We start from the raw sequence: 19,595 nt of genomic DNA on the forward strand, positions 1-19,595 counted from the left end.
AGGGCGTGGTCGACGGCTTCCGGGCGGTCTCGCCCGAGGACCGGGCGCTGATCGACGTCACGTCGTGGGCGAGCATGGCCGCGGCGCGGCGGATCGGGAGCTGGATGCGGTGCGGCCCGGAGGCCGCCCCCTGACGCGTCAGGGTCGGCGGACGTCCGCCCTGACGTGCTCCCGGGCCCAGGTGTCGAGGTCGGTGACCGGGATGCCGAGGGCCCTCGCGTACTCCGGGCGACCCGGCTGGCCGACCGCGTTCATCCACTCGTGCGCGGCGCCCATCGCCGGCATCCCGGCGGCGAGGGCCTCCTCCTCGGTCATGTCCGGCGCGGTCAGCGGGGTGCCCAGGGCGCGGGACAGGACCTCGGCGATCTCCGTCATCGGGAGGTGGTCGCCCGCCAGTTCCAGCTCGACCCGGTGGAACCGGTCCGGTTCGGCGACGGCCGCGGCGGCGGCCCGGCCGACGTCGCCCACCGTGACGAGGGCGAGCCGGGTGCCCGGCTTCAGCACGCTCACCAGGCCGCCCTCGACGCCGCGCGGGAACAGGAACGCGGCGGACGGCAGGAGGTTCTCCATGAAGAACCCCGGCTTGAGGATCGTCCACCGGGGGAAGCCGGCCGCGCGCACGCTGTCCTGGACGGCGCTCTTGGCGTTCAGGGTGGGACCCATCGACGCCCAGCGGCCCTCGGCCCAGCCGGGGGCCTCGGTGTGCTGACCGGCACCGCTGACGGACGTGTGCACGAACTGCGGCACGCCCGCCGCCCGCGCGCCCTCGACGAGGTTGACGCCCTGGGTCACCTCCCCCGCGAAGTCGAACCCGGTCGCGGTCGCGGCGGGCATCTGCACGGAGAAGACGGCGCGGGCGCCCTCGGCGGCGCGGACCACCGAACCGCGGTCGCGGAGGTCGCCGGTGACGAGTTCGGCGCCGAGCGCCTCCACCGCCCTGGCCCGGTCCGAGGCCGGGTCTCGTACCAGGGCGCGGACGGGCACCCCGGCGGCGAGCAGGGCACGAGCGGTAGCACCGCCCTGCTTGCCGGTGGCGCCGGTGACCAGGACGGGCGCGGGACCTGCGGACATGGTGCTCCTCGGGGTTCGACACGCTAAACGGCGGGGTCCGCCGTTTCGGTGGGCGCTACGATATGGCGGCCCCCGCCACTTGAGCAAGCCCGGAGGTGACGCCGTGCCCGACCGGCAACGCGCCGACGCCGTGCGCAACCACGCGCGCATCCTCGCCGTGGCCGAGGAGGAGGTCGCCGCCCGCGGCGCGACCGCCTCCCTGGAGCAGATCGCCCGCACCGCCGGGGTCGGCTCGGCGACCGTGCGCCGGCACTTCCCCACCCGCCGCGCGCTGCTGGAGGCGGTCTCCCGGAAGCGGGTCGAGGCGCTGGCCGCCCGCGCCCGCGAACTGACCGGCGCGGGCGACAGCCGGGACGCGCTGCTGGGGTGGCTGGGCGAGGTCGTCGCCTACTGCGTCGACGCGCGGGGACTGGCGGCGGCGCTGGCCTACGACGGCGCCGAGGCCGACCCGGTGCACGAGAACAGCTGCTCGGCGGCGCTGGAGGAGGCGGCGGGCCCCCTGCTGGACCGCGCCGCGCGGGACGGCGCGGTGGCGGCGGGCGTCACCGTCGGGGACCTGATCACGCTGGCCGTCGGCGTCGTGCTGGCCACCGAGCACCACGCCGACCCGGCCGCCCGCGCGGACCGGCTGTTCCGACTGGCCGTGACCGGCCTGAGCCCGCAGCGCTGACCGCGACCGCCGGCCCACGGCGCCGACCGCGACCACAGGGCCACAACGCCGACCGGGACCGCCGGTCCACAGTGGACTATCGGTCGGGCCTTCCGCCCGTGACGCGGTCCACCGCGACCACCAGCCCCAGCGCCACCGCGAGACCCGCGACCGCGCCGAGGGCCGCGCCCACCCCGCGACCGGCGCACCAGCCGAGGACCGCGCCGGAGGCGGTGGGGGCCGACAGGGCGGCGACTGCCGCTCGACCGCGCACCCACCACCAGCGGCCGGGGCGCACGCGTCACCCGACCCGGTCGGCCAGGGGCACGGTGCGGCTGTCCAGCTCGGGCAGCGCCAACAGGATCGGCAGGTCCAGCAGGCGGGCCGGCCGGGTGTCGACGTCCACCTCGGTCGACCGGCCCGCCCGCACCCGGACCGACTCGGCGGACCCGACGAACAGCGGGCGGCGCTTCCACGGGCGCGGGTCGAGGTCGCGGACCGCCACCACGGCCACCCGCAGGAACCACTCGCCCTCGGGCACGCCGTCGAGGTGGTACGGCCCCGAGCCGTCGCGGATGTCGCACGCGCTGGGCACGCCCTGCGCGATGGGGTCCTGGAACGCGCCCACGTACACGCGCACCGGCGTGCCCGCGTCCGGCACGCCGACCCAGCCGCACACCGCGCCGCCGTGCGGACCGCGCGCGGGCCCCGGGAACGACGACAGCGACAGGACCCCGGCGCCGGACAGCGCCCGGTAGCGGGCCGGCGAGACGCCGACGCTGCGGGTGAACCGGCTGGTGAACGTGCCCAGGCTGTTGTACCCCACCAGGTAGGAGATCTCGGTGACGCTCGACGACGTCTCCAGCAGCAGCTCCTTGGCCTTGCAGAGCCGGACCGCGGTGAGGAAGCGCCCCGGCGACGTGCCGGTCATGGCGCGGAAAACGCGGGAGAAGTAGAATTTGCTCAATATCGCGGTGTCCGCCATGTCGGCCAGCGACAGCGGTTCGTGGTAGCGGTTCCACATCGTGTCGATCGCGCGCTCTACCGCATCCTGCACAGCAGTGCCTCCATTGCGCTAGTCGAGTGACCACCGGCGGACGAAAGCCTCGGAACCCCCTCTCCCCCGAGTTCCCCCGACGCTGTTGCCCCAGGTCCTCGCCGCGCGACCGGCACGCGTGAAACGCCGTCCGAATGGGTGCCGCGCACCACGGTCACCCGTTCCCGGACGGCCCGCGCATTCCGCGGCAGCCGCGCGACGATTCACCCGTCGTCGCCGTCCGGGCCGCTGGGCCCGGATTCCGTGAATTACCTGTCCTCGACGTTAGCAGTACGGCGGTCCGGTGTGATCGCGCGCGATGCATCACCGCACGATGCAAGACGGTCGCCCTGCGTCGTGCGGAGCCGGTGCGCCCGGACGGCGGAGCGGGCGCTCAGCCGGTCAGCCAGGCCGTGCGCCGCGCCGTCGCCAACCCCCGGGGCGCCTGCACGACGGCCGCGGGCGCGCGGAGGTCGCCGGCGTCCAGCACGAGCAGCTCGCCGCGCCGCTCCGCGACCCGCTCGACCGGGAGGAGCACGTGGCCGGCGGTCGCCCGCGGCAGGCCGGCGACCGTGCCCGCGCCCAACCGCCGCACGTCGGCGCGGCCCGTCGCGGTGTCGTACCGGACGAGTTCCGCGCCCGCGCCGGTGTTCCGCGTCGCGTGCAGGAAGCGGCCGGTGACCGCGGCGGCGTCCGCGCCGGGCACGAGGTCGCGCTCGGCGACGTCCCCGGTGGCCGGGTCGACGACCCACCTGCGGAGCGCCGCGGGCCCCTCGCCCCCGAAGGGCCGCAGCACGGCGTCCACGACCACGCGCCCGTCCTCCTCGCGGGCGTCCACGACGTCGTGGACGTGCCCGGCCGCCACCGGGAACCACCGGACCGACGGCTCGTCACCGGCGAGGCCGAGCAGCCCGAGCCGGGACGGCCTGCCCGCGCGCCGGGCGTAGGGGAACCGCTCCCCCACCAGCGCGGCGGCGCGGCCGTGCGCGACGGGCCCGTCGAAGAGGACCACGTGCGAGTCGGTGAGCGCCGCGGCGACCAGCGGCGCGCCGGGCAGGGGGAAGGGGCGGGCGGACAGCACCGCGCCGCGCGCGTCGGCCACCACGTGCTCGGCGTACCCGAGGCCGGGGTAGGTGGCGATCGAGTGCCACCGGCCGCCGGCGTCGGCCACCGGGCGGGACAGGGCGACCGGACCCCGGCCGTCCGGGCCCTGCCCCGCGCGCAGGGCGGGCGCGAGGGCCGGAACGGGCCCCAGCAGGCCGGTGGCGCCCCGTTCGGCGGTGGCGCGGTAGGCGTGCGCCGCACCTCCGCCCAGCCGCACACCGGAGACCAGGACCGGTCCGGTGAGGACGTCCGGGTGGTCGGGGCGGTGCGCGTGCGCCGGGTGCGGCCCGGCCGCCAGGAACGCGCCGCGCAGCCCCGGCGGCAGCGAGCCGCCCACCCGCAGCGCGGGACCGTCCGCTGTGGACACCGCGGCGGCGGACGACGGGAGAGCCACCGGTTCCCGGACCAAGGGACCCATCGGGGTCACCTCCAGATTCCCACCTCGTAGCATAACACCGTTAGATAAACGATAACGCTGTTGTGCAACACTGTCAAGGTGAGCCCGCGCAAGTTGGACCCCGAGATCCGCACCGCCCTGGTCGACATCGCGGCGCGGCTGCTGGCGGAGCACGGCGCCGAGGCGCTGTCCACCCGCAAGATCGCCGCCGAGGCGGGCACCTCGACCATGGCCGTCTACACCTACTTCGGCGGCATGAGCGGGCTGGTGCGGGAGATGGTGCACGAGGGTTTCGCCCGCCTGGAGCGCCAGTTCGCGCGCGTGCGGCAGACCGACGACCCGGTCGCGGACGTGCTCGTGCTCGGCCACGCCTACCGGCACAACGCGAAGGCCAACTCCCACCTGTACGCGGTGATGTTCGGCGGGCAGTCGCTGGCCGGTTTCTCGCTCACCGAGGACGACCGCCAGTACGGCAGGTACACCCTCGTGGACGTCGTCGGGTGCGTCACCCGCTGCATCGAGGCCGGGCGGTTCCGGCAGGCCGACCCGCTGCTGGTCGCGCACGAGATGTGGATCGCCACGCACGGCCTGGTGAACCTGGAGCTGGGCGGCTACCTGGTCGACCCGGTCGGCGCGGACCGCTGCTACGAGACCCTGCTGGGCAGCCTCGTCGTCGGCGTCGGCGACGACACCGCGACCGCGGCGGCGTCGGTGGCCGCGGCGAAGAGGCGCGTGCGCCGCGAGGTCGTGAGCGGGCCGGACGCGGACGGGCCCCGGCGCTGACCGCGCGCCGGGGCCCGTCCCCCACCCCGCCTCAGAGCGGGATGTTGCCGTGCTTGCGCCGGGGCGGCTCGACGCGCTTGTCCCGCAGCACCGCCAGCCCCCGGGCGACCGCCGCCCGCGTCTCCGCCGGGTCGATCACGTCGTCCACCAGGCCGCGCTCGGCCGCGTAGTGCGGGTGCACCAGTGCCTCCGCGTACTCGGCGACCAGCTCGGCCCGCAGCTCCGCCGGGTCCGCCGCGGCGGCCAGCTCCCGGCGGAACAGCACGTTCACCGCGCCGTCGGCGCCCATCACCGCCACCTCGTTGGTGGGCCAGGCGAAGGACAGGTCCGTGCCGGTCGAGCGGGAGTCCATCACGATGTACGCGCCGCCGTACGCCTTGCGCACGATCACCTGGATGCGCGGCACGGTGGCCTCGCAGTAGGCGTAGAGCAGCTTCGCGCCGTGCCGGATGATGCCGCCGTACTCCTGCTCGGTGCCCGGCAGGAAGCCCGGCACGTCCACCAGGGTCACCAGGGGGATGCCGAAGGCGTCGCAGAAGCGCACGAACCGCGCGGCCTTCTCCGCCGCCGGGATGTCCAGCACCCCGGCCAGCACGCCCGGCTGGTTGCCGACCACGCCGACCGTCTCGCCGTCGACCCGGCCGAACGCGCACACGACGTTGCGCGCCCAGTCCCGGTGCACCTCCAGGAAATCGCCGTCGTCCACCAGCTCCTCGACCACCAGCCGCACGTCGTAGGGCCGGTTCGGCTCCACCGGGACGATCCCGGCCAGGTCCGGCCGCAGGTCCTCGGTCGCGCCGCACGGCCCGGTGGACGGCGCGCGGTCGAGGTTGTTGGAGGGCAGCAGCGACAGCAGGTGGCGCACCTCCTCCAGGCAGCTCTCCTCGTCGTCGCAGACGAACGCGGCCACCCCGGACCGCTCACCGTGCACGGCCGCGCCGCCCAGCTCCTCGTGGGTCACCCGCTCGCCGCTGACCGCGGCCACCACGTCCGGCCCGGTCAGGTACATCTGCGCGGTGTCGCGGACCATGAACGTGAAGTCGGCCAGCGCCGGGGAGTACGCCGCGCCGCCCGCGCACGGGCCGAGCACCACGCTGATCTGCGGCACGACGCCGGACGCGGCGACGACCCGGCGGAAGATGCCCCCGTAGCCGTGCAGGGACATCACGCCCTCCTGGATGCGCGCGCCGCCGCTGTCGTTGAGCGAGACGATCGGCGAGCCGGTGGCGACCGCGAGGTCCATCACCTTGTGGATCTTCGCCGCGTGCGCCTCGCCGAGCGAGCCGCCGAAGACGGTGAAGTCCTGGGCGTAGACGAACACCCGGCGGCCGTCGACCGTGCCGCTGCCCGCGACCACGCCGTCGGTGTGCGGGCGGCCCGACAGCCGCATCCCGGTGCCCAGGTGGCGCCGGTACAGGTCGAGCTCCACGAACGAGCCCTCGTCGAGCAGCAGGTCCAGGCGCTCGCGGGCGGTGCGCTTGCCCAGCGCGTGCTGCCGCCGCACGCCCTCCGGCCGGCCCGCCACGATCCGCGCCCGCAACCCGGCGTGCTCCGCGCGCACCTGCTCCATGGTGCGCGGCGAGGCGGCCCGCGCCTCGTTCCCCGGGGCGCGCGCGGCGGTCCGGCCGTCGCCGTTGGCCGGGCGGGGCACCTCCACGGGCACGAAGTCGGCCGCACCGGTCGCCGTCACGAGCGCACCCCGCCCGGCAGGGCCGCCACCCGGTGGTAGCCGCCGCCGAAGAACAGCAGCGGCCCGCCACCGGGCACGGCGCTCGCGGCCAGGACCTCGCCGACGAAGATGGTGTGGTCACCGCCCTCGTGGGCGTGCGCGAGCCGGCACTCCAGCCAGGCCGTCGAGCCGCCCAGCAGGGGCGCGCCGGTGCGCGGGCCGGGCCGCCAGTCGACGCCGTCGAACTGGGCCGGCCCGCGCGGACGCCGCCGGTCGGCGAAGTACCTGGCCACCGGCTCCTGGTCGGCGGCGAGGATGGACACCGCGAAGTGCCGCGCCCCGGTGATCGCCGCGTGCATGGCGGCCGTGCGCGCCACGCAGCACATCACCAGCGGCGGGTCCAGCGACACCGAGCCGAAGGCGTTCGCGGTCATGCCGTGGGCGTGCTCGCCGCCGGTGGTCAGCACGGTGATGCCGGTGGCGAACTCGCGCATCACCTCCCGCAGGCCCGGCGCGGCCCCGTCCACCCCAGCCCCGTCCGCCCTGGCCCCGTTCACCCCGGCCCCGTCGACCCCGGCCCCGTTCACCCCGGCCCCAGCCCCGTTCCCGGTCACGACGCCCTCCTCGGTCGGCAGCAGTCCTCGACCACGCGTTCCAGCCCGCCGCCGGCGGGCAGCCGGGTCCGCACCGGGGTCCACGCGCGACCGGCGAACAGCGCCGCGCCGTCGACCGGCGCGCCGAGCGCGAACGCGGCGGCGACCGCGGTGAGCAGCGAGGCCGACGACGGGTCGGCGGTGTCGGTGGCGAGCGCCCTGACCGCCGGGGCGATCTCCGCGACCAGGTCGGTGAGCACACGACCGGGTCCCGCTTCGAGCACCAGGTCCGCCCCGGCGACCGCCCGTTCGGCGGCCTGGTGGAACCGGACCGGCGCGAGCACCTGCTCGTGCAGCAGGCCCCGCACGTCGGCGTCCGCCGCCACCGGCCGGGCGGTGACCGTGGAGACGACCTCCCGCGCCACCGGCCCGAACTCCACGCCGGCCAGCACCTCGGCCACGGCGTCGGCGGCGGCCCGGACGCGCGGCGTGTGGAAGGCGTGCGGGACGCCCAGCCGGAACGCGGGCACGCCGTCGTCCTCGGCGGCGGCGCACACCCGGTCGAGCGCGTCGGCCGCCCCGGACAGCACGACCTGGTGGGGGCCGTGGAAGCCGGCGACCACGACGTCCTCCCCGAGGGCCAGGGCGGTCGCCCGCTCGGCCCCGGTGAGCAGCACGGCCATGCCGCCCGCGCCGTCGCCCGCGTCGGCCATCGCCCGGCCCCGGGCGGCGGCGAGCGCGACCGCCCGTTCGGCGTCCAGCGCGCCGGCCCACGCGAAGGCGGTGAACTCGCCCAGGCTGTGCCCGACGGCGACGCGCGCCCGCACCCCGACGGACTCCAGCACCCGCGCGACCGCCAACGACTCGGCCACCACGCGGTCCTGCCCGTTCCCCGGGTCGGCGGCGCGCAGCACCCCGGCCGCCGCGGGGAAGCGGTCGAGCGCGCCGCCGGCCCCTCCGCGCGGGCCCTGGGCGGGGAACAGCAGGGCGATCCGCGGCGGCTCCGCGCGCCGGTCGAGGAACAGCCCTTCGTCGGGCGCGAACACGGCCGTCTCCCCCGCCTCGACCAGCGCGGCGAGGCGGCTCAGCCGCTCCCGGGCCTCCTCCGGCGTCGCGGCCACGACGGCGGCCCGCACCGGGTGGCCGGACAGCTCGGCGGCGAGGGAACCGGCCAGGTCCGCGAGCCGGGCGCGGTCGGCGCCCGCGAGCAGCTCCACCAGCCCGGTCAGCACCCGGCGCAGCGGGGCGTGGTCGGGGGCGTCGACCAGCAGGACCTCGGCCCCGGTCCGCGGCGCGCTCATACCTTGACCACCCCGCTGCCGCTGTGGCCGTGGCCCGCGGGTCCGTGCCCGGTGGGCCGGACCGGGGCGGTGCCGCCCACCGCGTCGGCGACGGACCGCGGCTGCCGGGACTTCCCGCGCAGGTGCGCCACCCACCACCCCAGGCCGCGGACCAGGCACACGATCGCGGTGGCGAAGAACAGCGTGTAGACGACGTTGAAGACCATGAGGACGCCGTAGACGAACGCCACGCCACCGCCGAACGCGAACTGGTTGAGCGGCTTGGTCGGCGTCGTGCCCGGGTCGGTGATCATGTAGTTGGTGAACAGCACGAACGCGACACCGGTCATCACGCCGAGCGCGTTGTAGAGCGACACGTCCCAGATCCAGTGCCGGACGAACGCCTGGATGGCGAACCCGCCCATCCACCCCACGATCAGCGCCACGCGCTTGGTGAGCATCCCGTTGATCACCGTGCCCGCGGTGGCGATGATGATCGGGATCATCACCCGCCAGTAGTAGTTGGCCTCCTCGGTGAACTCGTACGGCGGCGCGATGCTGATCCACGAGCCGAAGACCAGCAGCGCCACCGTGATGCCGAAGTTCGACGGGTTCATGTAGTGCCGCATCCGGCCCGCGATCGGGGCCTGGAGCACGTGCTTGGCCGCCACGCCGCAGAACACGCCGAACAGCACCGGCCACAGCTGGTTGTTGGCGTACAGCAGCATGTTCACCGCGAGGGCGGTGATGTGCGAGGGCAGCAGGAACTCGTACACGCCGCGCGCGCCGTTGCCGGCGAACCTCGGTGCCCGCTTGGCGGACCAGGCGCTCACCACCTCCAGCGCCAGCTCGGTGGCGTACCCGGTGAGCACCGCGACGATCGGCCACAGCCACGGCTGCTCGAACCCCAGCAGGGTGTAGCCGAAGACGTTGAACACGCTGATGGAGAGGGCGAAGTTGCGCAGCGCGACGTAGCGGGGGTCGAGCTTGGGCTTCGTCGGCGCGGGGATCGTGGGCGACGCGGGGGGCGGTGCGCCCGCCCCCGCCTGCTCGGTGTCGGCGGTGGCGGTCATCGGCCCGGGACCTCCTGTGCGGTGCTGGTCAGGACGAGGGTGCGGTCACCCTGCTGGAGCTGCGCGGTCTGCTCGTGCGGGCGGCCGTCGAGGTCGCGCCAGCTCACCCGCGCGGACACCGGCCCGGTGTAGTCCCCGAAGCCGAAGTGGACGTCGAAGCTGCGCTTGCCGCCGTGGCCGCTGCCGCCGTCGAGCCGCGAGACCTGCTTGCGCCCGTCGGGGGTGGAGACCTCGACGGTCGCGCCGTACACCGGCGTGCCCGGACCGGACAGGCCCGACTCCGCGCCCCGCACCGGCCGGTACAGGTGCAGCGTCAGGTGGCCGCCGCGGTCGGGCGACTCGTTGGCGTAGAACGACGGCGGGCCCCACTGCCGGGCGATGGCCAGGTCGAGCGCGCCGGTGCGGTTGGTGTCGCCGGTCGCGACGCCCCGGCTCGGGTGGTGCACGCCCAGGCCCAGCTCGCCGGTGATGTTGACGAACTGGTCGTGGTCGCGGCCCCGGGCGAAGAACGCGGGGGCCTCGTGGCCGGAGATGTCGTCACCCGGCTGCATGTTCGGCCACATCGCCGGGTTGGACACCAGCATGTCGTTGGACATGGCCAGCTCCTGCAACCACGGCCAGCGGTCGATGTCGCCCTTGACGAACCCGGTGGTCTGGACGACGTCGAGGTTGCCGGTGTTGGCGAAGTCGCCCATCTTGATGTCCCAGCCCCAGCCGGACCAGGCGGTGCCCAGCTCCTGGGCGCGCTGCGTGAAGTCCGCGACGCCCCGGTCCATCGCCTCGCCCATGCGCTCCGGGGTCTCGGCGTCGTTGACCCACAGGAAGTGGCTCTCCTCCAGGCCCCACGCGGTGGTGATGTTGCTGACGGCCATGTCGAAGCTGCCGTTGCGGTCCACGTCGCCGAAGTCGACGCCCATGCCCTTGAACGAGTCGTTGCCGACGATGAAGGACTTCGGCGTGGTCGGCGTGCGCTCGCCCTTGACCGCGGTGAACATGATCCCGTCCTCGGTGGAGGTGTTGTGCAGCATGAAGTCGTGGCCGAAGTCGTTGGCGACGTAGACCTCGGGCCGCCCGTCGCCGGTCATGTCGGCGTTGCTCAGGCCCAGCGTCCAGCCGTTCGCGGCCAGGTGCGGGATGGCGTCGACCTCCTGCGAGTAGCTCGCGGTCGGGTCGGCGCCCGCCGTGCCGGCCTCCCAGCGCAGCACGTGGCTGCCGCCGCCGTTGAGGGCGCGCGAGAGGGAGTCGTTCATCTCCACGTTGTTCTGGCCCAGCGGGTCCAGCACGTCGGAGTCCGGGAAGTAGTTGCCGATGATGATGTCCGGCCGGCCGTTGCCCGCGAGGTCGCCGACGGTGACGGCGTTGGTGTGCCACTTCGGGCCGTGGTACTCGCCGTCCACGGTCACCTGCGGCACCAGCTCCTGCGGCTTGTAGGACTCGGGGGCGACCTCGTCGGCGTCGGCCTTGGCCAGGTGCAGGACGGGGGTGCGGCCCCAGTAGGTGACCAGGAGGTCCGTGCGGCCGTCCACGTTGTAGTCGCCGGGCGTGCAGCCCGTGGGCGCCATCGCGCGCCCGGCGGGCAGCGGCGCGGGGTCGAGGAGGAACGGGTCGAACCGGTCCTCCTGCGGCGCGTTGGGCGCGTAGGTGACGATCACCTCGTCGGTGCGCGGGTCGACGATGCACAGCGAGCTGGCGCGCCCGCTGCCGGTGAGGTCGTTGAGCGCGATGCCCGCGCCGACCGAGGACACCCAGCTGCGGATGCGGAAGTAGGCCGGGTTGACCTCCCGGATGCTCTTCATCTCCCGGTCCTCGTAACCCGGCGGCATCGCGATGGGCATTTCCCGGAACCGGTACTGCGCCGCGATCCCGTCGCCCTCGGGCACCGCGACGGCGTTCTGCGACACCGCGAACAGGAGGGCCGCGATGAGGAGCGTCACCACTCCCGGCACCAGCCTGCGCGTTCGTCCTGCGAATTCAGCCATGATCTCCCCGCCGACCGCCGTCGGGATTCTCTCCCGCGAGGCTCACTGGATTGGTAGCGACAACGGCGTGACGCGGTCGATCCACCACTCGGGCGTCCGCCCGGTTCGACGGCGAGCACAGCCGGCCAACTCGGGAACCAGTATGGGAGCGGCCGTCCCGGCGGTACTTCTCCCGCCTTGCCGAGGGCTTTTCCGGGCGTTTCGCGAAATGTCCCGGAAAAACGGGTGACCGCACGGGAACGGGGCGGGTCCCCCGCGTGGAGGTCCCGCCCCGTTCCCGTTCTCGTGCCGCGTGCCGTGCCGTGCCGTGCCGTGCCGTTGCCGTGTGCCGTTCGCCGTCCGTGCCGCGTGCCGCGTTCCGGTCAGGGCAGCACGTGCAGCCCGGTGCCGTTGAGGACGTACGCGGGGGCGACCTCCGCCGCGTCCGCCTGCACCAGGTCCACGATCGCCTTGCCCGCCGTCTCCGGCGTGAGCAGCGGCGCGTGGTGGCGCAGGAAGTCCTCCACCGCCACGCCCGCGCGGGCCGCGTACGCCTCCACCGCGGGCCGGCCCACCCCGGTCGACGGCGCGAACCGGGACAGCACCGAGGTGAACGTGGTGTCCAGCCCGGCGGCGCGCGCCTCGCCCCGCGCGTACGTGGCGAGGTAGCGCTGGGTGGCCTTGGCGCCCGCGTAGCCGCCGCTGAGCGGCGACCCGTCGGCGTTCAGGGCCGCCCCGCTGCTGAACACGACCACCCGGCCGCCCGGCGGCAGCGGCGTGAGCAGCACCTCGCGCAGCCAGTGGAACGCGATGCGCACGTCGCTCTCCCAGTTGGCGGAGAACGTCTCCCACGTCTGCTGCTGGAGCGGGCGCATGTGCGGCACGGCACCCGCCACCAGGACGATCGTCCCCGGCGCGTGGCGGTCGATGAGGTCGGCGGCCACCCGCGGGTCGCCCGCGTCGGCGACCTCGGTGCGGACGGCGCCCGCGCCGGGGAACCGCGCCGGGGTGCGCGACACGGCGACCACCGGTGTGCCCGCCTGGGCCAGCGCGGTGGCGATCCCGTGACCCAGCCCGCGGCTCGCGCCGACGACGATCGCGGTCCTGCCGGACGAGTCGCTCATGTTCGGGTCCTCCCTGGGGTTGTCCTGCCGTGCGTGCGGAAGGGCTACTGCTGGTACCTGGTGCCGTTCCACCAGTTGTCACCCGGACCGGCCGCGCCCTCGACGTCGTAGCGGTCCTTGAAGCGCCACCAGTCCCACGGGTGCTCCAGCCGGTCCTCCTGGCGCCCGAGGTGCGTGATGTCCAGGTAGTTGTAGAAGTTCTTGAAGATGTCACCGCCCCGGTCGAAGATCGAGTAGGTGAAGTAGACGTCGTCGCCCTCGCGGTAGAAGGCGCTCACGCCGGGCGACTCGCCCTGGTCGGTCGAGACCTCGTAGTCGTAGTTGAAGTCGCTGCCGTAGGACGAGTACCAGGGCATCGTCCAGCCCATCCGGGCCTTGAAGGGCTGGAAGTCCGCCAGCGGCGCGCGGGAGACCATGGCGAACGTGGTGTCCCGCGCCCACATGTGCGCCAGCTCCCCGACGCTGTCGGCCTGCATCGAGCACCCGATGCAGCCCTCCTCGGCGCCCGGGCTGAACATGTAGTGCCGGACGACGAGCTGACGCCGCCCCTCGAACAGCTCGGGCAGCGTGAGGGTGCCCCGCGGCCCTTCGAAGAGGTAGTTCTTCTCGACCTTCACCATCGGCAGGTTCTGCCGCTCGACCGCGATCATGTCGCGCGCCTTGGTGACTTCCTTCTCCTTCTCCAGGAGGGCTTTGCGGGCTTCCAGCCACTCCGCCCTGGACACGACTCGGTTCATCGGTTCTCCGTTTCCCTCGGCCGGGCGCCACTTCCAGGTTCCCCCCGCCACCGGGGCACCGCTTCTCCGAGGTTGGCGTCCTGCGGGGAACGGTTTTCAGGCGGCGTCGCCGCGCTCCGCCGCGTCGCGTCCTTTCAGGACTCGACGTTCCACTTTGCCCACCGGCGTGCGCGGGATGCGCTCGACGAACTCGATCCGGCGGATCTTCTTGTAGGGCGCGACGCGTTCGGCGACGAACGCCATCAGCTCCTCGGGCGTCGCGGGCTCGCGGGTGACGACGAAACCCTTGGGCACCTCGCTCGCCTCCTCGTCCGGCACGCCGACCACGGCCGCGTCGGCGACCTTCGGGTGCGTCATGAGGACGGCCTCCAGCTCGACCGGCGACACCTGCTGGCCCTTGTACTTGATCAGCTCCTTGATGCGGTCGACGAGGAACAGCTCGCCGTCCTCGTCCACGTGGCCGAGGTCGCCGGTGCGCAGGAACCCGTCGGGTCCCAGCACCTGCCGGGTGGCCTCCTCGGCGTTGAGGTAGCCCTTCATCACCTGGGGCCCCCGCACGAGGACCTCGCCGTCCCGGTTCGGCCCCAGCTCCTCGCCGGTGTCGACGTCGACGACCTTGCACTCGACGCCGGGCGCGGGGCGGCCGACCGAGGCCGGGACCACCGGCACGCGGTCCTGCATGAACGACACCATGGACTCGGTGAGGCCGTAGCCCTGGGCGATGTCGCAGCCGACGCGCCGCCGCACCAGCTCGGCGATGCCCGGGTCGAGCGCCGCGCCGCCGGACACGATCGAGCGCAGCGACGACAGGTCGTAGCGGTCGACCAGCGGGCTGCGGGCCAGCAGCACCGCCATCGTGGGCACGACGTAGAGGTGCGTGATCCGGTGGTCCTCGACGGCCTTCAGGAACGCCTCGGGGTCGAAGCGCCGCATGGTGACCATCGTGGAGCCCTGGACGAGGCTCGCGTTCATCATCATGGTCAGCCCGAAGGCGTGGTGGAACGGCGGCATCGCCAGCACCCTGGCGCCCGCGCCGCTGGGGGCGACGAGGCTCGTCAGGAGCGCCTTGGCGATCAGGTTGCGGTGGGTCAGCACGACCCCCTTGGGGTGGCCGGTGCTGCCGCTGGAGTGCAGCAGGGCGGCCACGTCCTCGGCCGGGTCGACGTCCGGTTCGGGCGGCTCGTCGTCGACCAGCAGCGCGGAGAACGGCGTCGCGCCGGCCGCCTCGCCGAGCACGACGACCTCGCCGACCGGCGTGCGGCGGGCGAGCGCCAGCGCCTCGTCCACCTCGGCCGGCACGGTCACCAGCAGCCGCGCGCCCGCCTCGGTGAGGCGGGCCGCGAGGTCGTCGGGCGTGTCCAGCGGGTTGAGCACGACCACCGCGCCGCCCGCGAGGACGGCCGCGTGCACCACGATCGGGTACTCGGGCACGTTCGGCGCGAGCACCGCCAGCACGTCGCCCTTGCCGAAGCCGAGCGAGCGCAGCCCGGCGGCGGCGCGGCGCACGGTCGACACCAGCTCGTCGTAGGTGTAGCGGCCGGCGCCGCTGACGTCGACGACCGCGACCGCGTCGCCGTGCCGCCGGGCCCGTTCCAGCACGAACTCGGACAGCGAGGTGTCCGGGACCTCGACGGGCGGACCGCTGACGATCACGGCGCCACGTCCGCGTCGGCGCGCTTGTAGGTGCTCAGGCCGGGCTGGTAGCTGCGCTTCTCGAACTGCCTGAGCGCGACGTTGATCCACTCGTTGCCGCTGAGCCGGGACAGCTCCCACAGCTTGGCCTGGTCGTAGTCGATGGCGGCGGGCAGGTCCAGCGCCGTGGTGCGCTCGTAGACCTGCTTGGCCAGCTCCAGCGTGACCGGGTTCTTGTCGACGATCCTGGCCACCAGCCGGTCGGTCTCGGCGTCCAGCTCGGCGGCGGGCACCGCCTTGTTGACCAGGCCGTGCCGCTCGGCCTCCCGGCCGGTCATCGTGTCCCCGGTGAGGATGTAGTACAGCGCCTGCTTGCGGGCCAGGTTGTGGGTGGCCGCCCAGGTCGCGCCGCCCGCCGGGAAGATGCCGAAGTTGATCTCGGAGAGGCCGAACAGCGCCGCCTCGTCCGCGACCGCGAGGTCGCACAGCCCGGTCACCAGGAACCCGCCGCCGAACGCGAAGCCGTTGACCTTGGCGATGGTCACCGCCGGGAACGCCTTGAGGCGCTTGAACCAGTTCAGCGCCACCAGGTTGGTCCGGTAGAACAGCTGCGGGTCGTCGAACGGCCGCAGGAAGCACTCCTCCAGGTCCATGCCGGAGCTGAAGCTGTTGCCGCTGCCGGTGATGACGACCGCCTTGACGCCGCCGTCCTCCTCGATGCGGTCCAGGGCGGTGTTCATGTCCCGGTGCATCTGCGGGTTCATCGCGTTCTTCTTGTCCGGCCGGTTCAGGTGAACGGTGGCCCGAGGGCCCTCGATCTCCAGGTTGACGGTTTCCAGCGTGATCATCCCTGCCCCACTTTCGGTTGGACGGAGTGCGCGACCGGCGGCACGAGGATCACACGGTCGTCCGGCGCGTGGCTTCTCGTGGCTTGCCCGGCAGGACGGACAATGGCCGTTCCGGACCGTTGTGCGAACGTAACTGCCGCTACTTTGAAACCACCCGGGCAGCGCAGGGCAATTCGGCCGTACGTCGGCAGCCGGGTCCGGTCGGAGCGCCGTCCGGAGCGGCCGGAAAAACCGCCCAACCTGCGCCGACAGGGGCTGTGACCAGCGGAAATACGGAATGCGAATACCCGTTCGGAGCGCCGCCGAGGAAGCTTCAATTACCCGGCTGAACCGGCCGTCCGGTGAGCAAGTCTGAAGTAGCAGCGCCGCCGGACTTCCTGCAACGATTTTGTCGTCCGCCCGTCCGGAGACGGGCTGATCGAATTGGGGCGAGGTTGACCGTGCTGCGCACCGAGCGGGTGGCGTACCCCGACGCCCCGGCTGGGCATTCGGGTCCGACGACCGGCGCAGGCGTTTCCGAAACCCATTCCTGACGTTCTCCCGGGTGCCGCCCGACCGGCACCCGGAGGACACGCGCGAATACCCGGCCGCGGCCCACCGCCGCGGGTCCCCGCACGCCAGGAAGGAGTCGAACCGTGACCTCGACAGCCAGATGGCTGCGCAGGCAGCTGCCCGGCGTCATGGCGCTCGTGCTCGTCGCGGCCACGTTCTCGGTGGCCCGACTGCCCGAGGTGTCGGCGCACGAGAGGCAGGAGCTCGCGTCGCGCTTCGGCTTCGCGCCGGAGACCATCGCCCTCCCGGGCGGCTACACCCAGCGGTCCGTCCGACCGGTGAACCAGCGCTACGCGCACATCGACGCCTGGATCTCCTCGGTCGGCTCGGCCGTGGCGCTCAACGACCTCGACGGCGACGGCCTGTCCAACGACCTGTGCTACGTCGACGTGCGCACCGACCAGGTCGTCGTCACCCCGGCCCCGGAGGCCGGCCGGGAGCGGCGCTACGAGCCGTTCGCCCTGACCACCGGCGCGCTGCCGGTCAACGACGTGATGGCGCCCATGGGGTGCGTGCCCGGCGACTTCAACGAGGACGGCCGGGTGGACCTGCTGGTCTACCTGTGGGGCCGCACGCCGGTCCTGCACCTGGCCAGGGCGAACGCCGACGGCCTCGGCCCGGACGCGTACCGGGCGACCGAGCTGGTGCCGGGCTCCTCCTCCGGCCGCTACGACGGCCCGGAGTGGAACTCCAACTCCGCGACCGTGGCCGACTTCGACGGCGACGGCCACGACGACGTCTACATCGGCAACTACTTCCCCGACGGCCCCGTGCTGGACCCGTCGCGGAGCACCGGCGTGGAGATGAACGCCTCCATGTCCGCCGCGCTCAACGGCGGGGACGACCACCTGCTGCGCTGGACCGGCGGCACGTCGGGCGACGAGCCCGGGGCGCGGTTCGAGGAGGCGCCCGGCGCGATCCCGGCGGACGCCTCGCGCGGGTGGACCCTCGCGTCCAGCTCCAACGACGTCAACGGGGACCTGCTGCCCGAGCTGTACCTGGCGCACGACTTCGGCCCCGACCGCCTGCTCTACAACACCTCCGCGCCCGGCCGCGTGGCCTTCACCGTGGTGGAGGGCTCGCGCGGGCCGATGGAGCCCAGGTCGAAGAACGTCGGCATCGACTCCTTCAAGGGCATGGGCGTCGACTTCGGCGACCTCGACGGCGACGGCGCGTACGACCTGTACGTCAGCAACATCACCACCTCGTTCGGCATCGAGGAGTCGCACTTCGCGTTCCTCAGCACGGAGGACGACCCGGCCGCGATCACCTCCGAGCTGGCCGCCGGCCGGGCGGTCTGGGAGGACGAGAGCGGGCCGCTGCACCTGGCCTGGTCGGGCTGGGGCTGGGACGTCAAGCTCGCCGACTTCGACAACGACGGCGGGCTGGAGGTCGCGCAGGCGACCGGGTTCGTCAAGGGCGACGTCAACCGCTGGCCGCAGCTCCAGGAGCTGGCGACGGCGAACGACGCGCTGCTGGCCAACCCGGTGTGGTGGCCGGTGGTGGGGCCGGGCGACGACGTGGCGGGCCACCAGCGGTTCCACCTGTTCGCCCGCAACGGCCGCGGCTTCTACACCGACGTGTCCCCGTCCCTCGGGCTGGACGTGCCGGTGCCCACGCGCGGCATCGCCACCGGCGACGTGGACGGCGACGGCAGGCTCGACATGGCGATCTCGCGGCAGTGGGAGGACCCGGTGTTCTACCGCAACACCGGCGGCGGGACCGACCGGTTCCTGGGCCTGCGCCTGACGCACGAGGGCGGTGTGGCTCCCGGGTCGTTCCCGGGCGCCGGCTCCCCCGTGATCGGCGCGCAGGTCGAGGTCACCACCGCGTCGGGCCGCACGCTCGTCAACCGGGTCGACGGCGGCAGCGGCCACTCCGGCAAGCGCAGCCACGAGGTGCACTTCGGGCTCGGGTCCGACGACCGCCCCGTGCGGGCGCGCGTCACGTGGCGCGACCGGGACGGCGACGTGCACGAGCAGGAGATGACGCTGGAGCCGGGGTGGCACGACGTGCGGCTCGGCGACCGGGCCGAGGAGGGGTGACCGGCATGGCCGACACGACGACCGCGACCGCACCGCCGCGGCACGACCCCAAGATCGTCACCGCGCTGCGGCGCTTCGCGATCTCCATCAGCGTGCTCAACGTCCTCGGCTACACCGTGCTCGGTTTCGAGCAGCCGTGGCTGTGGCCGTTCATCGCCCTGGCCACCGGCTACGCGGTGGAGCTGGGCCTGGAGGCGGTCTCCGCCCGCCAGGAGGGCCGCGCGCCGCGGTTCGCCGGCCGCGGTGCCCGCGGGCTGGTCGAGTTCCTGTACCCGGCGCACATCACCAGCCTCGCGGTGAACATGCTGACCTACGTCAACGACCAGGTCTGGGTGATGGTCTTCGCCGTCACCGTGGCGGTCGGCGCGAAGTGGGTGCTGCGGGCCCCGGTGCGCGGGCGGATGCGCCACTACATGAACCCGTCGAACTTCGGCATCGCGGTGGTGCTGCTGGTGTTCCCCTGGGCGTCGATCGCCCCGCCGTACCACTTCACCGAGCACGTGGGCACGTTCTGGGACTGGGTGATCCCGCTGGTCATCCTGGTCGCGGGCTCGATGCTGAACGGGATGCTGACCAACCGGCTGTGGCTGATCATGGCGTGGCTGGTGGGGTTCGCGCTCCAGGCGGTGGTGCGCGGCGTGCTGCTGGACGTGTCGATCCCGTCGGGGTTGAGCATGATGACCGGCGTCGCGTTCATCCTGTTCACCAACTACATGGTGACCGACCCGGGCACGTCGCCGTCGCGGCCCGCCTCGCAGGTGGCGTTCGGCGCGGGCGTGGCGGCGGTGTACGGGGTGCTGATGGGCATGAGCATCCCCTACGGCATCTTCTTCGCCACGGCGATCGTCTGCCTGGTCCGCGGCGGCTTCCTGTGGGCGCTGCACTTCGTGGACGCGAACCGGGCCCGGCAGGCCGCACCCGTCGTGTCCACTCAGGACGAACCCGTCCAGGGCGCGCCCGAGGACCGGGTGCCGGCCGCCGCGGACCCCGCGCGCAACGGCGCGACGACGGGCAGCGCGGTCGTGCGCACCTGACCACCCGGCG

The 19,595-nt window shown here is 73.7% G+C and carries 17 protein-coding genes; 4 read left to right on the top strand and 13 right to left on the bottom strand.

Annotated features, from left to right (window positions below; all coding sequences use genetic code 11):
- Positions 1-138: 138 nt before the first annotated feature.
- Positions 139-1,071, bottom strand: a complete 933-nt coding sequence (locus ACR807_RS34085) for an NmrA family NAD(P)-binding protein (RefSeq protein ID WP_438925602.1) — start codon at positions 1,069-1,071, stop codon at positions 139-141.
- A gap of 103 nt (positions 1,072-1,174) precedes the next feature.
- On the opposite strand from ACR807_RS34085, the gene ACR807_RS34090 reads away from it, so the two are divergent.
- Positions 1,175-1,741 (top strand): TetR/AcrR family transcriptional regulator, encoded by a 567-nt coding sequence (locus ACR807_RS34090; protein WP_438925603.1) that lies wholly within the window; start codon positions 1,175-1,177, stop codon positions 1,739-1,741.
- Positions 1,742-1,817: 76 nt separating this feature from the next.
- Here the strand turns inward: ACR807_RS34090 and ACR807_RS34095 are convergent, their stop codons facing one another.
- From ACR807_RS34095 to ACR807_RS34105, 3 genes are all read right to left on the bottom strand, one after another.
- On the bottom strand, positions 1,818-1,994 hold the full coding sequence (locus ACR807_RS34095) for a hypothetical protein (protein WP_438925604.1): 177 nt from the start codon (positions 1,992-1,994) through the stop codon (positions 1,818-1,820).
- A gap of 27 nt (positions 1,995-2,021) precedes the next feature.
- On the bottom strand, positions 2,022-2,777 hold the full coding sequence (locus ACR807_RS34100) for a helix-turn-helix domain-containing protein (protein ID WP_438925605.1): 756 nt from the start codon (positions 2,775-2,777) through the stop codon (positions 2,022-2,024).
- Between the two features lie 373 nt (positions 2,778-3,150).
- The gene (locus ACR807_RS34105) at positions 3,151-4,278 is read right to left on the bottom strand and encodes a carotenoid oxygenase family protein (protein ID WP_438925606.1); all 1,128 of its coding nucleotides are present in this window, start codon (positions 4,276-4,278) and stop codon (positions 3,151-3,153) included.
- A 78-nt stretch (positions 4,279-4,356) separates the two neighbouring features.
- On the opposite strand from ACR807_RS34105, the gene ACR807_RS34110 reads away from it, so the two are divergent.
- Positions 4,357-5,040, top strand: a complete 684-nt coding sequence (locus tag ACR807_RS34110; RefSeq protein ID WP_438925607.1) for a TetR/AcrR family transcriptional regulator — start codon at positions 4,357-4,359, stop codon at positions 5,038-5,040.
- A 31-nt stretch (positions 5,041-5,071) separates the two neighbouring features.
- On the opposite strand, the gene ACR807_RS34115 is transcribed toward ACR807_RS34110, so the two are convergent.
- The 9 genes from ACR807_RS34115 to ACR807_RS34155 all read right to left on the bottom strand — a co-directional run bounded on the left by ACR807_RS34115 (position 5,072) and on the right by ACR807_RS34155 (position 15,954).
- Positions 5,072-6,610 carry an acyl-CoA carboxylase subunit beta gene (locus ACR807_RS34115; RefSeq protein ID WP_438925617.1) on the bottom strand — a complete coding sequence of 513 codons (1,539 nt, stop codon included), beginning with the start codon at positions 6,608-6,610 and terminating at the stop codon, positions 5,072-5,074.
- A 116-nt stretch (positions 6,611-6,726) separates the two neighbouring features.
- Entirely contained in the window at positions 6,727-7,203 is a 477-nt protein-coding gene (locus tag ACR807_RS34120; RefSeq protein ID WP_438925618.1) for a flavin reductase family protein, read from the bottom strand.
- Positions 7,204-7,319: 116 nt separating this feature from the next.
- On the bottom strand, positions 7,320-8,603 hold the full coding sequence (locus tag ACR807_RS34125; protein WP_438925608.1) for an acyltransferase domain-containing protein: 1,284 nt from the start codon (positions 8,601-8,603) through the stop codon (positions 7,320-7,322).
- Positions 8,600-9,655 (bottom strand): enediyne biosynthesis protein, encoded by a 1,056-nt coding sequence (locus ACR807_RS34130; protein ID WP_438925609.1) that lies wholly within the window; start codon positions 9,653-9,655, stop codon positions 8,600-8,602. The genes ACR807_RS34125 and ACR807_RS34130 overlap by 4 nt, the downstream gene beginning before the upstream one ends.
- A complete protein-coding gene (locus tag ACR807_RS34135) occupies positions 9,652-11,634 on the bottom strand; it encodes an ASPIC/UnbV domain-containing protein (RefSeq protein WP_438925610.1) in 1,983 nt (660 codons plus the stop codon). Before ACR807_RS34135 ends, ACR807_RS34130 begins: the two co-directional genes overlap by 4 nt.
- Positions 11,635-11,996: 362 nt before the next feature.
- Positions 11,997-12,737 (bottom strand): SDR family NAD(P)-dependent oxidoreductase, encoded by a 741-nt coding sequence (locus ACR807_RS34140; protein WP_438925611.1) that lies wholly within the window; start codon positions 12,735-12,737, stop codon positions 11,997-11,999.
- Positions 12,738-12,781: 44 nt separating this feature from the next.
- Positions 12,782-13,474 carry a DUF899 domain-containing protein gene (locus ACR807_RS34145; protein WP_438925612.1) on the bottom strand — a complete coding sequence of 231 codons (693 nt, stop codon included), beginning with the start codon at positions 13,472-13,474 and terminating at the stop codon, positions 12,782-12,784.
- A gap of 96 nt (positions 13,475-13,570) precedes the next feature.
- Positions 13,571-15,127 (bottom strand): AMP-binding protein, encoded by a 1,557-nt coding sequence (locus tag ACR807_RS34150; protein WP_438925613.1) that lies wholly within the window; start codon positions 15,125-15,127, stop codon positions 13,571-13,573.
- Positions 15,124-15,954: a p-hydroxycinnamoyl CoA hydratase/lyase gene (locus ACR807_RS34155; RefSeq protein WP_438925614.1), complete on the bottom strand. Its 831-nt coding sequence runs from the start codon at positions 15,952-15,954 to the stop codon at positions 15,124-15,126. Before ACR807_RS34155 ends, ACR807_RS34150 begins: the two co-directional genes overlap by 4 nt.
- 635 nt (positions 15,955-16,589) lie before the next feature.
- On the opposite strand from ACR807_RS34155, the gene ACR807_RS34160 reads away from it, so the two are divergent.
- Complete coding sequence (locus ACR807_RS34160) at positions 16,590-18,551, top strand: CRTAC1 family protein (protein WP_438925615.1); 1,962 nt, start codon at positions 16,590-16,592, stop codon at positions 18,549-18,551.
- Positions 18,552-18,556: 5 nt separating this feature from the next.
- Complete coding sequence (locus ACR807_RS34165; protein WP_438925616.1) at positions 18,557-19,585, top strand: enediyne biosynthesis protein; 1,029 nt, start codon at positions 18,557-18,559, stop codon at positions 19,583-19,585.
- Positions 19,586-19,595 lie beyond the last annotated feature (10 nt).

The sequence above is a fragment of the Saccharothrix sabaoui genome (genome assembly GCF_051756985.1).
Taxonomy (GTDB): Bacteria; Actinomycetota; Actinomycetes; order Mycobacteriales; family Pseudonocardiaceae; genus Actinosynnema.

Coding starts and splice junctions, on each gene's coding strand:
- ACR807_RS34085 (WP_438925602.1), bottom strand. CDS start 1,071: ATGTCCGCAGGTCCCGCGCCCGTCCTGGTCACCGGCGCCACCGGCAAG.
- ACR807_RS34105 (WP_438925606.1), bottom strand. CDS start 4,278: ATGGGTCCCTTGGTCCGGGAACCGGTGGCTCTCCCGTCGTCCGCCGCC.
- ACR807_RS34115 (WP_438925617.1), bottom strand. CDS start 6,610: ATGGAGCAGGTGCGCGCGGAGCACGCCGGGTTGCGGGCGCGGATCGTG.
- ACR807_RS34120 (WP_438925618.1), bottom strand. CDS start 7,203: ATGCGCGAGTTCGCCACCGGCATCACCGTGCTGACCACCGGCGGCGAG.
- ACR807_RS34125 (WP_438925608.1), bottom strand. CDS start 8,603: ATGAGCGCGCCGCGGACCGGGGCCGAGGTCCTGCTGGTCGACGCCCCC.
- ACR807_RS34130 (WP_438925609.1), bottom strand. CDS start 9,655: ATGACCGCCACCGCCGACACCGAGCAGGCGGGGGCGGGCGCACCGCCC.
- ACR807_RS34135 (WP_438925610.1), bottom strand. CDS start 11,634: ATGGCTGAATTCGCAGGACGAACGCGCAGGCTGGTGCCGGGAGTGGTG.
- ACR807_RS34140 (WP_438925611.1), bottom strand. CDS start 12,737: ATGAGCGACTCGTCCGGCAGGACCGCGATCGTCGTCGGCGCGAGCCGC.
- ACR807_RS34145 (WP_438925612.1), bottom strand. CDS start 13,474: ATGAACCGAGTCGTGTCCAGGGCGGAGTGGCTGGAAGCCCGCAAAGCC.
- ACR807_RS34155 (WP_438925614.1), bottom strand. CDS start 15,954: ATGATCACGCTGGAAACCGTCAACCTGGAGATCGAGGGCCCTCGGGCC.
- ACR807_RS34165 (WP_438925616.1), top strand. CDS start 18,557: ATGGCCGACACGACGACCGCGACCGCACCGCCGCGGCACGACCCCAAG.